General features: G+C 61.7%; 13 protein-coding genes. 11 read left to right on the top strand and 2 right to left on the bottom strand.

Going from position 1 to position 14,168, the window contains the following annotated elements; all coding sequences use genetic code 11:
• Positions 1-27: 27 nt before the first annotated feature.
• Genes lpxD through lpxB form a run of 5 tightly spaced genes read left to right on the top strand, consistent with a single transcriptional unit; the run spans position 28 to position 4,421 of the window.
• Positions 28-1,095, top strand: a complete 1,068-nt coding sequence (gene lpxD, locus GGI60_RS11475; RefSeq protein WP_183915789.1) for a UDP-3-O-(3-hydroxymyristoyl)glucosamine N-acyltransferase — start codon at positions 28-30, stop codon at positions 1,093-1,095.
• On the top strand, positions 1,088-1,555 hold the full coding sequence (gene fabZ / locus GGI60_RS11470) for a 3-hydroxyacyl-ACP dehydratase FabZ (protein WP_064709042.1): 468 nt from the start codon (positions 1,088-1,090) through the stop codon (positions 1,553-1,555). The genes lpxD and fabZ overlap by 8 nt, the downstream gene beginning before the upstream one ends.
• Complete coding sequence (gene lpxA, locus GGI60_RS11465) at positions 1,552-2,370, top strand: acyl-ACP--UDP-N-acetylglucosamine O-acyltransferase (protein ID WP_183915787.1); 819 nt, start codon at positions 1,552-1,554, stop codon at positions 2,368-2,370. The genes fabZ and lpxA overlap by 4 nt, the downstream gene beginning before the upstream one ends.
• A 3-nt stretch (positions 2,371-2,373) precedes the next feature.
• Positions 2,374-3,255, top strand: a complete 882-nt coding sequence (locus tag GGI60_RS11460) for an LpxI family protein (RefSeq protein ID WP_183915785.1) — start codon at positions 2,374-2,376, stop codon at positions 3,253-3,255.
• Positions 3,252-4,421, top strand: a complete 1,170-nt coding sequence (lpxB, locus tag GGI60_RS11455; RefSeq protein WP_183915783.1) for a lipid-A-disaccharide synthase — start codon at positions 3,252-3,254, stop codon at positions 4,419-4,421. Before GGI60_RS11460 ends, lpxB begins: the two co-directional genes overlap by 4 nt.
• Before the next feature lie 35 nt (positions 4,422-4,456).
• Here the strand turns inward: lpxB and gltA are convergent, their stop codons facing one another.
• The gene (gene gltA / locus GGI60_RS11450) at positions 4,457-5,746 is read right to left on the bottom strand and encodes a citrate synthase (protein ID WP_008526864.1); all 1,290 of its coding nucleotides are present in this window, start codon (positions 5,744-5,746) and stop codon (positions 4,457-4,459) included.
• Between the two features lie 290 nt (positions 5,747-6,036).
• Between gltA and GGI60_RS11445 the strand changes: the two genes are divergently transcribed.
• Complete coding sequence (locus GGI60_RS11445; protein WP_183915781.1) at positions 6,037-8,469, top strand: ComEC/Rec2 family competence protein; 2,433 nt, start codon at positions 6,037-6,039, stop codon at positions 8,467-8,469.
• Here the strand turns inward: GGI60_RS11445 and lexA are convergent.
• The gene (lexA, locus tag GGI60_RS11440; RefSeq protein ID WP_004678639.1) at positions 8,450-9,169 is read right to left on the bottom strand and encodes a transcriptional repressor LexA; all 720 of its coding nucleotides are present in this window, start codon (positions 9,167-9,169) and stop codon (positions 8,450-8,452) included. The genes GGI60_RS11445 and lexA overlap by 20 nt on opposite strands.
• A gap of 196 nt (positions 9,170-9,365) precedes the next feature.
• Here lexA and GGI60_RS11435 point away from each other — a divergent pair, with 196 nt between their 5' ends.
• The 5 genes from GGI60_RS11435 to pdhA all read left to right on the top strand — a co-directional run bounded on the left by GGI60_RS11435 (position 9,366) and on the right by pdhA (position 14,167).
• Entirely contained in the window at positions 9,366-10,262 is an 897-nt protein-coding gene (locus tag GGI60_RS11435) for a VOC family protein (protein ID WP_183915779.1), read from the top strand.
• The gene (gene kdsA / locus GGI60_RS11430; RefSeq protein WP_183915777.1) at positions 10,259-11,104 is read left to right on the top strand and encodes a 3-deoxy-8-phosphooctulonate synthase; all 846 of its coding nucleotides are present in this window, start codon (positions 10,259-10,261) and stop codon (positions 11,102-11,104) included. The genes GGI60_RS11435 and kdsA overlap by 4 nt, the downstream gene beginning before the upstream one ends.
• A 141-nt stretch (positions 11,105-11,245) precedes the next feature.
• Positions 11,246-12,520 carry a phosphopyruvate hydratase gene (gene eno, locus GGI60_RS11425; protein ID WP_183915775.1) on the top strand — a complete coding sequence of 425 codons (1,275 nt, stop codon included), beginning with the start codon at positions 11,246-11,248 and terminating at the stop codon, positions 12,518-12,520.
• A 134-nt stretch (positions 12,521-12,654) separates the two neighbouring features.
• The gene (locus GGI60_RS11420) at positions 12,655-12,975 is read left to right on the top strand and encodes a septum formation initiator family protein (protein WP_183915773.1); all 321 of its coding nucleotides are present in this window, start codon (positions 12,655-12,657) and stop codon (positions 12,973-12,975) included.
• Positions 12,976-13,120: 145 nt separating this feature from the next.
• Positions 13,121-14,167 carry a pyruvate dehydrogenase (acetyl-transferring) E1 component subunit alpha gene (gene pdhA / locus GGI60_RS11415; RefSeq protein WP_183915771.1) on the top strand — a complete coding sequence of 349 codons (1,047 nt, stop codon included), beginning with the start codon at positions 13,121-13,123 and terminating at the stop codon, positions 14,165-14,167.
• Position 14,168: the final 1 nt, after the last annotated feature.

Raw genomic sequence — 14,168 nt, 5'->3', positions numbered from 1 at the left:
ACTCAATTCCGTTCTGGAGCGTTGCCGATGGAGCAAAACGTTTTTTTTCTGCCCCATGAAGGTCTGAAGCTCGCTGAGCTGGCAGAGTTTCTTGGGGCGGAACTGGCCAATTCCGATCATGCCGATGTCATCGTCCGCTCCGTCGCTCCCATCAACCGGGCGCGAGCGGGCGACGTCTGTTATATCCTGTCGCGCCGCAGCCGGGACGAGCTGCTGACCTGCCAAGCCTCGGCGGTGATCTGCGACAAGGCGCTCGCCGACCTCGTACCTCAGCATATCCCGATCATCCTGTCGTCCAATCCGCATGCGGCTTTCGCCATGGCAGGCGGCCTGTTCTACCCGGCAGCACTGCGCCCGGTCACCATTTCGCCCGGTGAAGGCGAGATCGCCCCGAGCGCGGTGATCGATCCGAGCGCCAAGCTGGAAAAAGGCGTGATCGTCGAGCCGTTGGCGGTTATCGGCGCGCATGCCGAGATCGGCGAGGGCACCCGCATCGGCGCGCACAGCATCATCGGCCCAGGTGTCAAGATTGGCCGGGGTTGTTCGATTGCTGCCGGCGCCAGCATTCTCTGCGCGCTGATCGGCAACGGCGTTATCATCCACAACGGCGTTCGTATCGGCCAGGATGGTTTCGGGTATGCGCCGGGTCCGCGCGGCATGATCAAGATTGTCCAGATCGGCCGGGTGATCATCCAGGATAATGTCGAGATTGGCGCCAATACCACGATCGACCGCGGCGCCATGGACGATACCGTGATCGGCGAGGGCACCAAGATCGACAACCAGGTCCAGATCGGCCACAACGTCCAGATGGGCCGCCATTGCGCCATTGTTGCGCAGGTCGGCATCGCCGGCAGCACGAAGATCGGCAACGGCGTGCAGATCGGCGGCCAGGCCGGCATCAAGGGCCATGTGACGATCGGCGACGGCGTGCAGATCGCCGCCAAAAGCGGTATCATGACCGATCTTGCCGCCGGCGGGCAATATGGCGGCATACCGGCTCGTCCGCTGAAAGACTATCTGAGAGAGGCGGCGCAACAAGTGTCGAAATCCAAGTTGCGCGGGCGGAACCCTGGAGGCAAGGAAAATGACTGAGGAAGCCACGACGACGCTTTCTTCGGCTGACATCATCGAGATCATGAAGCTGCTGCCGCATCGCTATCCCTTTCTGATGGTCGACAAGATCATTGAGATCGATGGCGACAACACGGCGATCGGCATCAAGAACGTCACGGTGAACGAGCCGCATTTCACCGGCCATTTTCCGGAGTCACCGATCATGCCGGGCGTGCTGCTGATCGAGGGAATGGCGCAGACGGCGGGTGCGATCTGCGCCAAGAAGGAAGGCCAGCCGGGCAACCTTGTCTACTTCATGACCATTGAGAATGCGCGTTTCCGCAAGCCGGTTGTGCCCGGCGATCGCGTCGAATTCCACGTCAAGAAGCACAAGCAGCGCGGCAATATCTGGAAATTTCATTGCGACGCCAAGGTTGACGGCGCGCTTGTCGCCGAGGCCGATATCGGCGCGATGATCGTTCGTAAGGATCAGGCATGAGCACGATTGCCGAAAGCGCCCGTATTCACCCGATGGCCGTCGTCGAAGACGGAGCCACGATCGGTGAGGGCGTGAAGATCGGTCCCTTCTGCCATGTCGGGCCGCACGTCGTCCTGCATGACAATGTCGAGCTCCTGGCCCATGCGATTGTCACCGGCCGCACCGTAATCGGCAAGGGCACGCGCATCTTCCCGATGGCGGTTGTCGGCGGCGATCCGCAGAGCGTGCATCACGCCGGTGAAGAGACGACGCTTTCGGTTGGCGCCAACTGCACGATCCGTGAAGGTGTGACGATGAACACAGGCACCGCCGATTTCGGCGGCCAGACGATCGTCGGCGACAACAATCTGTTCCTGGCGAATTCCCATGTGGCTCATGACTGCCGGGTCGGCAACCACGTCATCATGTCGAACAATGTCATGCTCGCCGGCCACGTCGTCATCGAGGATCGCGTCATTCTCGGCGGCGGCTCGGCCGTTCATCAGTTCACCCGCGTCGGCCGCCAGGCCTTCGTCGGCGGGCTGTCGGCAGTGAGTTACGACGTCATTCCCTACGGCATGCTGAACGGCAACCCCGGTCTGCTGGGCGGTCTCAATGTCGTCGGCATGACGCGCGCCGGCATCGACCGCGCCGTCATCCACAGGGTGCGCCGCGCCTACAAGGCGATCTTCGAGGGAACGGCCTCCGTGCGTGAGAACGCCGCGGCCATCCGAGAGGAATATGCCGATTGCGCAGAGGTGATGCAGATCCTGAATTTCATCGCCGCCGATAGCGACCGCGCCCTGTCCTCGCCGACCCGAGGTCAGAAGGGCTAGTCCGTGGCTTTATCAGGCGACACCGCGGCGGGCCGGCTGGCGATCATCGCCGGCGGCGGCCTTCTGCCTTCCTATGTCGCGGAAGCCGCACGCGCCGCTGGCGAAAATCCTGTTATCGTCGCCCTGAAGGACGAAAGCGACCGGCGTTGGGAAGGCTACGACCACGCCATTATCGGTATCGGCGATTTCGCCGCGCTCGATAGTCTTCTCAACCGCTATGGCATCGGCCGAGTGGTGATGTCGGGCAGCGTGCGCCGCCGGCCGGAATGGCGTGAGGTGCGTCCGACGCTGCGCATTCTGATGAAGGTGCCGGCCGCGATCCGCACCCTGCTCTCCGGCGGCGACGATACGGTCCTGCAGATGGTGATCCGGCTGATCGAGGGAAATGGCCGGCGCGTCGTCGGCGCCCATGAGATCGCCCCCGACCTGCTGGCTGCCGTCGGTCGGCTTGGCGCCGTGACACCCGATGACGAAGATCGGCGCGACATCAGTCGTGCTGCCGAAGCCGCCGAGACGCTCGGCCGGCTGGATGTTGGGCAGGGCGCTGTCAGCATCGGCGAGCGGGTTGTCGCGCTGGAAGGTCTTGAGGGCACCGATGAAATGCTCGACCGCGTCGCCGGCCTCAGAGCCGCCGGGCGCATCTCGGCGCGCCGCCGCGGCGTGCTCGTCAAGCTCTGCAAGCCGCAGCAGGATATTCGCGCCGACCTGCCGGCGATCGGTGTTTCCACGGTGTTGAACGCCGCCAAAGCCGGCCTTGCCGGCATCGCCGTCGAAGCCGGCCGCTCGCTGGTGCTTGATCGTGCCGCCGTCATCCGCGCCGCCGACGAGGCCGGGCTTTTCGTCTGCGGCATCGATCGCGGCCTGCCGGGATGGGGGCTAAAATGAACGGAGCGCCGCTGAAGATTGCCGTCATAGCCGGTGAGGTGTCGGGCGATCTCCTCGGCGCCGACCTCATCGCCGCGCTGAAGCGGATCCACGACGGACCGGTGGAACTAGTCGGCGTCGGCGGCGAGGGGCTGCAGGCGGAGGGCCTGCGATCCCTGTTCGATTTTTCCGAACTGTCGATCATGGGCATCACCCAGGTGCTGAGCCGGCTGCCGAAGCTGTTTGGCCTGATCCGCCGGACAACGGCTGAAATCATCGCCGCAAGGCCTGACATTCTGCTCATCATCGACAGCCCGGATTTCACCCATCGCGTGGCGAAGCGCGTCCGCACGGCGCTGCCGGATTTGCCTGTCGTCGATTACGTCTGTCCGAGCGTCTGGGCCTGGAAGGAATATCGCGCCGAGCGCATGCTTGCCTATGTCGATCACGTGCTCGCCGTCCTGCCTTTCGAACCGGCGACGATGCAGCGCCTCAACGGCCCGGCAACGACCTATGTGGGGCATCGCCTGACCGCCGATCCTGCACTCCTGGAGACCCGACGCCTGCGCGCCGGAAGACGGCCCGGCAACGGCACCATCCTGCTTCTGCCCGGCTCACGCTCCTCTGAAATCCAGAAGCTCCTGCCGCATTTCGAGGTGGCGGCGAGCGAACTTGTCGCCCGCAACGGGCCGATGCGCTTTATCCTGCCGACGATGCGTCACAAGGAAGGGCTTGTGCGCGAATTGACGGCGAAATGGGCGATAACGCCGGAGATCGTTGTCGGCGCAGAAGCAAAGTGGAAGGCTTTTGTCGAAGCCGACGCCGCCATGGCGGCATCCGGAACCGTCATTCTCGAACTGGCGCTAGCCGACGTTCCCGTCGTCTCGGCCTACAAGGTCGACTGGATCATGCGGCTGCTGACATCGGGCATCAAGACCTGGACAGGGGCGCTGCCGAACCTGATTGCCGATTACGCGGTCGTGCCGGAATATCTGAACGATGTCGTTCGCGGCGCAAGCCTCGCACGCTGGATGGAAAGGCTGTCGGCCGACACTTACCAGTTGAAGGCGATGAAGGAAGGCTATGAGCTGATCTGGCAGCGCATGCAGACCGAAAAGCCGCCGGGCGAATATGCTGCCGAAATCCTGCTCGACGTGCTGAAAAAGAAAAAACCCGGTCGTTTCTGACCGGGTTTTCTTTTGAGCCGATTGGCCTGAAGCGATCAGCGCTTCGAAACAGGGATGTAGTCGCGCTTCGGTTCGCCGACATAGAGCTGACGCGGACGGCCGATGCGCTGTTCCGGATCCTCGATCATCTCGTTCCACTGCGCGATCCAGCCGACGGTGCGGGCAAGCGCGAAGAGCACGGTGAACATGGTCGTGGGGAAGCCCAGCGCCTTCAGCGTGATGCCGGAATAGAAGTCGATGTTCGGATAGAGCTTCTTCTCGATGAAATACTCGTCGGTGAGTGCGATGCGCTCGAGCTCCATCGCCACTTCGAGCAACGGATCGTCCTTGATGCCGAGTTCGCCGAGCACTTCATGCGTCGTCTTCTGCATGATCTTGGCGCGCGGATCGTAGTTTTTGTAGACGCGGTGGCCGAAGCCCATCAGGCGGAACGGATCATTCTTGTCCTTGGCGCGGGCGATATACTCCGGAATGTGATCGACGGTGCCGATCTCGTTCAGCATGTTGAGCGCCGCTTCGTTGGCGCCGCCATGCGCTGGGCCCCACAGGCAGGCGATGCCGGCTGCGATGCAGGCGAACGGGTTGGCGCCCGACGATCCGGCGAGGCGGACGGTCGAGGTCGACGCGTTCTGCTCATGATCGGCATGCAGGATGAAGATGCGGTCCATGGCGCGGGCAAGCACCGGGTTGACCACATATTCCTCGCAGGGAACGGCAAAGCACATGCGCAGGAAGTTCGACGCATAGTCGAGGTCGTTCTTCGGGTAAACGAAGGGCTGGCCGATATGGTACTTATAGGCCATGGCGGCGAGCGTCGGCATCTTGGCGATCATCCGCAGGCTGGCGACCATGCGCTGGTGCGGATCGGTGATATCGGTCGAGTCGTGATAGAAGGCCGACAGCGCCCCGACGCAGCCGCACATGACGGCCATCGGATGGGCATCGCGGCGGAAGCCGGTGAAGAAGCGGCTCATCTGCTCGTGCACCATGGTGTGATGCGTGACCCGATAGTCGAAGTCCTTCTTCTGCGCGGCCGTCGGCAATTCGCCGTAAAGCAGGAGGTAGCAGACCTCTAGGAAGTCGCCATGTTCGGCGAGCTGCTCGATCGGATAGCCGCGGTGCAGCAGCACACCCTCGTCGCCATCGATATAGGTGATTTTCGATTCACAGGATGCGGTCGAGGTGAAGCCCGGATCGTAGGTGAAGGAAGCGGTGTTCTTGTAGAGAGCACCGATATCGATGACGCTTGGACCGATCGTGCCGCTTTTGACGGCGAGGTCGACTGATTTGTCACCGATTTTTATTGTTGCGCTTTGATCCGTCATGCTGATCCTCCGAAATGTCGGTGGCGCCACAAAAGCGCCATAGGGGTTAAGCGTCCTTTGCGATAGCTATATGATCGCGAGGCTAATGCCAAGTTACCGTGACGGCATTTTGTGCATTGCGGCATCTCCTTTTAGGCACTGCAGCGATGAGCAGCACGCATAGCGGAAACCGATGATTCGACTGGTCTTTTCACACTTGCGATTTTCGCTCGCATTTCAATCGATTATGCTTGCCGGATTAGCTCGGAGGTTGCATTCTGGGTGCTGGGAAGGGTGAGTTCGGGCGGCGCATGCAGGAATTGACGACAGTCGAATTGCGGCCGCAAGCGGGCGTCGGTCTTGCCGATCCAGCCGATCTTCCTGCCCCTGCCGCGGTGATGCGGCCGGCAAGAACCCAGTCCGCGATGTCGTTGCGCCATCGGCTGCCGGTGGCAATGACACAAGCACTCCGTGCTTGCGGCCGGATGCTAAGCGAGGAGGCCGACCATGGCCGCCTGCTCTTATTCTCGCCGGTCTTCCTCGGTGCCGGCGCCGCATTCTGGTTTCTTGCTGCAACGGATTTTCCTCTCCTTCCATCGTTGCTCTGCCTCTCGGTGCTGATGCTTGCCGTGCTCGTCGCCGGCCGCAGCCGGCCGGCCTTGCGGGCGACGCTCATGGCGCTTGCCCTCGTGGTATGCGGCATGCTCTGCGCGCAGCTCGAAAGCTGGCGGGCCTCGACTGTCATCCTCGATTCATCCGTGACGACGACGGTGACCGGTCGCGTCGAGCGGCGCGAAGGCGACGATCGTGGGCGGTGGCGCTATGTTCTTACTGTCACCGGCACCGAGGCGCCACAGGTGAAGCGGCCTCCAAGGCGCATAACTGTGATCGCCCGCGGCGCCGATGCGCCATTCGAGATCGGTGACATCATCACCGGCCGAGCACGGTTGACGCCGCCGGCGGGGCCGGCACTTCCCGCGCTCAACGACTTTTCCTTCGGTGCTTATTTCGATGGCATCGGCGCCAACGGTTTCTTCTACGGTGCGCCGGAGAAAGTCGATTCGCAGACGGGCCCGCAGCCTGCGAGATCGACGCCCGAAGCTCTGCTCGAATGGCTCTACCAGTTGCGCAGCGGCATCGGCGATCGCATACGCTCGATTCTGCCCGGCGACACGGGCGCTTTTGCCGCTGCTCTGGTGACCGACGAGCGGCGCGCCATTTCAAAGGAAACGACGGAGGCGCTGCGCCAGTCCGGCCTTGCGCATATCGTGGCGATCTCGGGCCTCAACATGGCGCTATCGGCCGGCATCTTCTTCGTCGGGTTCCGGATGCTGCTCAGCCTTGTTCCGGGTGTCGCTCAAGCCTATGCGACAAAGAAGATCGCGGCTGGCGGCGCGCTCGTCGCCGTTACAGCCTACTTCCTGATCTCAGGATTCGGGGTTTCGGCCGAACGCGCCTTCATCATGATGGCGATCATGCTGATTGCCGTCTTCTTCGATCGGCCGTCGATCAGTCTGCGCAATGTCGTTCTCTCCGCGCTCGTCATCATCGCCATTTCACCCTCAGAAGTACTGGGTCCGAGCTTCCAGATGTCCTTTGCCGCGACTTTGGCGCTGGTGTCGGGCTACCAGCTTTGGAAGGACCGGCGTGTGCGGGAAAACCCGTTGCTGAAGCTGCCCGCCCTGCGGCCGGTCGTGGCGGTCGCCGGCTTCTTCGGCGGCGTCTTCCTGACCTCGTTGATCGGTGGCTTTTCCACGGCGTTGTTTGCTGTTGAGCATTTTCATCGCCTGACAGCTTATGGCCTGCCGGCGAACCTTGCGACGATGCCGATCATCTCCTTCATCGTCATGCCGGCGGGGCTGCTGGCGATGTTGCTCATGCCATTCGGCCTGGACGCTCCGCTCTGGACGGTGGTCGGATTCGGCCTCGATCTGGTGATTTCGGTCGCCAAGACGGTGTCCGGCTGGGGCGGCAATATCGACCTCGGCCGTTTGCCCGGCTGGTATTTCGCCGTCGCCGTGGCTGGCTTTCTGCTGTTAACGCTGCTCCGCACCCGATTGCGCCATGTCGGCACGTCGATCCTCGCCGTCGCGACGCTCATTGTGTTGATACTGCCGGGTTCCCGGCCGCCGGATCTGGTGATATCCGAGGACGGTGGTTTGGTCGCGCTTGTCGCGCCGGCGGCGATGGCTTCCAACCGTGAAAACCCGCCGGACTTCATCTTCGACCAGTGGCAGAGAGCGCTGGTGCTGCCGACGCACCACCCGCCGAAGATGCTGGATGGGCCTGCCATCCCGGCGCAGGGTGAGGACCGCCGGGTCAGGCTTTCCCGCGATCAGCAGAATGAAGCGAGGACGGCAATGGTGGCCGCCGCAGCCGGCGGTGAGGCAAATCGGTTTTCTTGCGTGAAGAAGGCTTGGTGTATAGCCAGGCTCGGCAATGGCCATGTCGTCGCCGTCATCGACAATGCCGCCTATCTCGGCCCGGCCTGCGACGCCAGCGAGATTGTCGTGACCGCGGTGCGCCTGCGTTTCGACCGCTGCCACTCGGGTGCGACACTCTTCACCGGCGAGACGCTGCGCAGGACCGGTTCCGTCGAATTGCGTTTTGCGCAGACAGGCCTCGAGGTCGCAACCGCATTCGATGCCTTGTCGCGTCCATGGATGCGCCATCGCGCCTATGATTGGCGCAAAGACGCTTTTACCGAATCAGCCCCGTTGGCTGTCAGTGATAACGGCGAATGAGGCCGACCAGCTTGCCCTGCACCTTGACCCGGTCAGGCCCGAAGATGCGGGTCTCGTAAGCCGGGTTGGCGGCTTCGAGGGCGATCGAGGCGCCCTTGCGGCGAAAGCGTTTCAGCGTCGCTTCCTCGTCATCGACGAGCGCAACGACGATATCGCCGGGGCTTGCGGTGCTGCCGTTGCGGATGATCACGGTGTCGCCGTCGAAGATCCCGGCGTCGATCATCGAATCGCCCTTGACCTCCAGCGCGTAATGTTCGCCCGAGCCGAGCATATCCGCGGGCACGACAATATCGTGCGTGTTGTTCTGGATTGCCGAGATCGGCACACCGGCGGCAATCCGGCCCATGACCGGCACGGAGACAGAGTTGCCATTGTCGGCGATCGGCTTCGCGGCAGCGGGGGCGGCGACCGGCTGGGGTTTGCCGAGGCTGCCTTCGATGACGCTCGGCGAAAAACCGCGGCGCGGCTGAAGACTGGGGCTATAGGCCTCCGGCAGCTTGATCACTTCAAGCGCCCGCGCCCGGTTCGGTAGGCGGCGAATGAAACCGCGTTCCTCGAGCGCCGTGATCAGGCGATGAATGCCAGATTTCGAGGCCAGATCCAGGGCATCCTTCATCTCGTCGAAAGAGGGAGGAACGCCGGATTCCTTCATGCGCTCATGAATGAAAAGGAGAAGCTCCTGTTGTTTGCGCGTGAGCATCGACGTCAGACCCCTGATTGAAACAAATCCAGAACAGACACTATATGTTCCATATGTGTTCCGCAAGTAGCTAAATTTCCGTAAAACTCCTCGCCAACTCGTCGAGATTTTTATTTTCATTCGTCGGATTGGCGCACATGTCTTGCATTGGGAATGGGGCTGCCGCACATCTCTTTGACGTGTCAGGAGGGATCCTATGATCGGACATTCCACCAAGCCGCACCCGCTGGATCATGTCGTGCTGCCGGTCGTCAATATCTACCTGGCGCGCGAAAGGCTCGGCAAGCTCGGCTTTACCGTCGCCGCCGATGCGCGCCATCCGTTCGGAACGGAAAATGCCTGCGTTTTTTTCGCCGACAAGACCTATATCGAGCCGCTCGGCGTGGCGAGTGTCGAGGAGAGCGAGACAGCGGCCCGCGAGGGCAATGTCTTCATCGCTCGCAATCGCGCCTTCCGCTTCCGCTGCGGCGAGGAGGGACTTTCGGCGCTGGCCTTTCTCACCGAGGATGCCGGCCTCGATCATCGGCGGTTCGTCGGCAACGGCGCGAGCGCCGGCGAGATGCTGCAGTTCAGCCGGCCGATGCGAATGCCGGACGGTTCGGAAAGCGTCGGCAGCTTCAAACTGGCCTTTTCAGGAGATCTGCGCGCGCCCGACTTCTTTCTCTTCACCTGTCAGCGCATCAACTCCTTCCCGGCCGATCGCGCGGCGCTGGAGGCGCATGCCAACGGCGTGACGGGCATTGCCGAGATCGCGCTTTGTGCGCCGGAGCCGGTTGCGTTTGCCGCCTTCGTTGGTCTTGCGGTCGGGCAAACGGCGGTGGAAAAAACCGGTTTCGGTATGAATATCGCGGCATCGAATGCCAAGATCAGCCTGATGACGCCGGAAGGGCTGGAGGCCTATTTCGAGCTTGTCGTCTCCTCCGCCGATCGTGGTCTGCGCGGCCGGGCAATCCTCTTCACCGTTACCGATCTTGCCGTGACAGAAGCGCATTTGGCTGCTAACGGAGTGACATACACACGCAAGAACAATCGCATTCTGGTGAAGCCCACGCCCGGGCAGGGCGCGCTTTTTGCCTTCGAGGAACCACGATGAGCACTGATACCAATTCCGAGGTCAAGATCGGCGAAGGCGAAGGCCAGGTCACCTTTTCCAATACCGGCCGCTTGTCGCTGATTGCCGGCCCCTGCCAGATGGAGAGCCGCGATCACGCCTTCATGGTCGCCGGCACGCTGAAGGAGCTCTGCGCAAAGCTCGGCATCGGCCTCGTCTACAAGAGTTCCTTCGATAAGGCGAACCGCACCTCGCTCTCGGCCGAGCGCGGCATCGGGCTTGAAAAGGGCATGGAGGTCTTCGCCGACCTGAAGAAGGAATTCGGCTTTCCCGTGATCACCGACGTTCATACGGCCGAACAGTGCGCCGAGGTGGCCAAAGTGGTCGATGTTCTGCAGATCCCCGCCTTCCTCTGCCGCCAGACCGATCTTCTGATCGCCGCCGCCAGGACCGGCCGCGTCGTCAACGTCAAGAAGGGGCAGTTCCTCGCCCCCTGGGATATGAAGAACGTCCTGAAGAAGCTCAATGCCAGCGGCAATCCGAACGTGCTGCTGTGCGAGCGCGGCGCTTCCTTCGGCTACAACACGCTGGTTTCCGACATGCGCTCGCTCCCGATCATGGCGGCGATGGGCGCGCCCGTCATTTTCGATGCGACCCATTCCGTCGCCCAGCCGGGCGGGCAGGGCGATTCCTCCGGCGGTCAGCGCGAATTCGTGGAAACGCTGGCGCGGGCGGCGGTGGCGACCGGAATTGCCGGCGTCTTCCTCGAAACCCACCAGGACCCTGACAACGCGCCGTCCGACGGCCCGAACATGGTCTACCTCAAGGACATGCCGCGACTGCTCGAGAAGCTGCTTGCCTTCGACGCGATCGCTAAGGCCTGACTTTCAACAGGCTGACATGATCGTGGTTTAGGCCACGACGGAATGCTGGTTCGGAGGCCGGAAATTGCGGCATTGTAATTTGCTCGCCTTCGATTATGACAGGCTTCGAACGATTGATCACCCACCGAGCAGGAAGAACCCATGACTGCAATCACCGATATCATCGCCCGCGAGATCCTCGATAGCCGTGGCAATCCCACCGTCGAAGTCGACGTCTATCTCGAAGACGGCAGCATGGGCCGCGCGGCCGTTCCCTCGGGCGCTTCGACAGGCGCCCATGAGGCGGTCGAGCTGCGCGACGGCGGCAAGCGCTACCTCGGGAAGGGCGTCGAGAAGGCGGTCGAGGCCGCCAACACCGAGATATTCGACGCCATCGGCGGTATCGACGCCGAAAACCAGATCCAGATCGACAACATCATGATCGAACTGGACGGCACGCCGAACAAGTCGCGTCTCGGCGCCAACGCCATCCTCGGCGTGTCGCTTGCCGTCGCCAAGGCTGCCGCTCAGGCCTCCGGCCTGCCGCTCTACCGATATGTCGGCGGCGCTTCGGCGAGCCTGCTGCCGGTGCCGATGATGAACATCATCAACGGCGGCGCCCATGCCGACAATCCGATCGACTTCCAGGAATTCATGATCCTGCCGGTCGGCGCCGATTCGATCGCCGAAGCTGTGCGTATGGGTTCGGAAGTGTTCCATACGCTGCGCAAGGAACTTGCAGCTCAGGGTCACAACACCAATGTTGGCGATGAAGGCGGTTTCGCGCCGGGCCTGAAGAGCGCTTCGGAAGCCCTCGACTTCATCGTCAAGTCGGTTGAGAAAGCTGGCTACAAGCCGGGTGAGGACATCTACCTCGGCCTCGACTGCGCCTCGACGGAATTCTTCAAGGACGGCAAATACGTGCTCGAAGGTGAAGGTCGCACGCTCGAATCGGGCGCCATGGCCGAATATCTGGCTGAACTTGCCGCCAAGTACCCGATCATTTCAATCGAAGACGGCATGGCCGAAGACGACTGGGACGGCTGGAAGGCGCTGACCGATCTGGCCGGCAAGACGATCCAGCTCGTCGGCGACGATCTCTTCGTCACGAACTCCGCCCGTCTTCGCGACGGTATCCGCATGGGTGTCGCCAACTCGATCCTGGTCAAGGTCAACCAGATCGGTTCGCTGACGGAAACGCTCGATGCGGTCAATACGGCGCATAAGGCAGCCTACACCGCCGTCATGTCCCACCGCTCCGGCGAGACTGAGGATTCGACCATCGCCGATCTCGCGGTTGCCACCAACTGCGGCCAGATCAAGACTGGCTCGCTGTCACGTTCCGACCGCCTAGCAAAGTACAACCAGTTGATCCGTATCGAGGAGGGCCTCGGGCCCCAGGCTCAATACGCCGGCCGCTCGATCATCCGCGGCTGATCGATCTGACGTCAATTGCTTGACCCGCGCCGGCCCGGCGCGGGTTTTTTATCGCCTGATTTTTACGGTCAACGAACGGTTAATCTCTGCGCACTATGCTGAACGAATTGGTAATGCGTTCAAGAGCATAGTGTATGTGGACAAAGCATCATAAGAAGAGAAAGCTCGGCCGCTTCGTCATTCCGGCCATGACGGTCGCCTTCCTTTCCTATTTCGGTTATCATTGTGTCCATGGCGATTACGGGTTGCGCGCGACGGAGACGTTCGAGCGTCAGCGCGTCGCGCGCGAAAAAGAGCTTGCGGTACTGAAGGCGAGGCGCGAACATCTGGAAAACCAGGTCGCGCTTCTCAGTGACGGTTCGCTCGACAAGGACATGTTGGACGAAAAGGCGCGATATCAGCTGAATATGTCGCGTGCGGACGAGATCGTCATATTCAACCATTACTCCAATTAACCTGAATTCGGTTAATGAGAAATTATGTTTTATTTCCAATAGTTTAACGCCGAATACGAGCCATGCAATTATGGCATTGCTGTGGTCAAATTTCTTCCCTATGGTACGCGCCACCGAGAAACGACAAACCCATAGGGAGGGTTGAATGGCGCCGCGAAAGACCGCGACCGTTTCCAGCCGCAAAACTGCAGCAAAACCAGCAGCCAAAGCATCGAATGGAGGCCCGGTAGCCGACTTCGATCGGGATGAGGAACTCAAGGCCTATCGCGAGATGCTACTGATCCGCCGCTTCGAGGAGAAGGCTGGTCAGCTTTATGGCATGGGCTTCATCGGCGGCTTTTGCCATCTCTACATCGGTCAGGAAGCTGTTGTGGTCGGCATGCAGATGGCGCAGAAGGAAGGCGACCAGGTCATCACTGCCTACCGCGACCACGGCCATATGCTCGCAACCGGCATGGAAGCGCGCGGCGTCATGGCTGAGCTGACCGGGCGCCGCAGCGGCTATTCCCACGGGAAGGGCGGCTCGATGCACATGTTCTCGAAAGAAAAGCATTTCTACGGCGGCCACGGCATCGTCGGCGCCCAGGTTTCGCTCGGAACCGGCCTTGCCTTTGCCAATAATTACCGCGGCAACGGCAATGTCGCGATCGCCTATTTCGGCGACGGCGCTGCCAACCAGGGCCAGGTCTATGAGAGCTTCAACATGGCCGCTCTCTGGAAGCTGCCGATCGTCTATATCGTCGAGAACAACCGCTACGCCATGGGCACGTCGACCGCCCGCGCCACCGCGCAGTCGAACTACTCGCTGCGCGGCTCCGGCTTCGGCATCCCCGGCATCCAGGTCGACGGCATGGATGTCCGCGCCGTCAAGGCGGCGGCCGACGAGGCGCTTGAACATTGCCGCTCCGGCAAGGGCCCGATCATTCTCGAAATGCTGACCTATCGTTACCGCGGCCACTCCATGTCGGACCCGGCGAAATATCGCTCCAAGGAAGAAGTGCAGAAGATGCGCTCCGAGCAGGATCCGATCGAGCAGGTCAAGGCGCGCCTCATCGAAAAGGGCTGGGCCTCGGAAGACGATCTGAAGGCGATCGACAAGGATGTCCGCGACATCGTCGCCGACAGCGCCGATTTCGCTCAGGCCGATCCGGAGCCGGATGCATCTGAGCTCTACACCGACATTCTGCTCTAAT

The organism is Rhizobium lentis (assembly GCF_014200175.1).
Taxonomy (GTDB): Bacteria; Pseudomonadota; Alphaproteobacteria; order Rhizobiales; family Rhizobiaceae; genus Rhizobium; species Rhizobium mulingense.
The sequence above is the reverse complement of the archived record's forward strand: the minus strand, read 5'-3'. Positions and strand labels throughout refer to the sequence as shown.

Bases quoted from the DNA above. Each gene is read 5' to 3' on its own strand.
- lpxD (WP_183915789.1), top strand. From the start codon at position 28: ATGGAGCAAAACGTTTTTTTTCTGCCCCATGAAGGTCTGAAGCTCGCT.
- fabZ (WP_064709042.1), top strand. From the start codon at position 1,088: ATGACTGAGGAAGCCACGACGACGCTTTCTTCGGCTGACATCATCGAG.
- lpxA (WP_183915787.1), top strand. From the start codon at position 1,552: ATGAGCACGATTGCCGAAAGCGCCCGTATTCACCCGATGGCCGTCGTC.
- lpxB (WP_183915783.1), top strand. From the start codon at position 3,252: ATGAACGGAGCGCCGCTGAAGATTGCCGTCATAGCCGGTGAGGTGTCG.
- gltA (WP_008526864.1), bottom strand. From the start codon at position 5,746: ATGACGGATCAAAGCGCAACAATAAAAATCGGTGACAAATCAGTCGAC.
- GGI60_RS11445 (WP_183915781.1), top strand. From the start codon at position 6,037: ATGCAGGAATTGACGACAGTCGAATTGCGGCCGCAAGCGGGCGTCGGT.
- lexA (WP_004678639.1), bottom strand. From the start codon at position 9,169: ATGCTCACGCGCAAACAACAGGAGCTTCTCCTTTTCATTCATGAGCGC.
- GGI60_RS11435 (WP_183915779.1), top strand. From the start codon at position 9,366: ATGATCGGACATTCCACCAAGCCGCACCCGCTGGATCATGTCGTGCTG.
- kdsA (WP_183915777.1), top strand. From the start codon at position 10,259: ATGAGCACTGATACCAATTCCGAGGTCAAGATCGGCGAAGGCGAAGGC.
- eno (WP_183915775.1), top strand. From the start codon at position 11,246: ATGACTGCAATCACCGATATCATCGCCCGCGAGATCCTCGATAGCCGT.
- GGI60_RS11420 (WP_183915773.1), top strand. From the start codon at position 12,655: ATGTGGACAAAGCATCATAAGAAGAGAAAGCTCGGCCGCTTCGTCATT.
- pdhA (WP_183915771.1), top strand. From the start codon at position 13,121: ATGGCGCCGCGAAAGACCGCGACCGTTTCCAGCCGCAAAACTGCAGCA.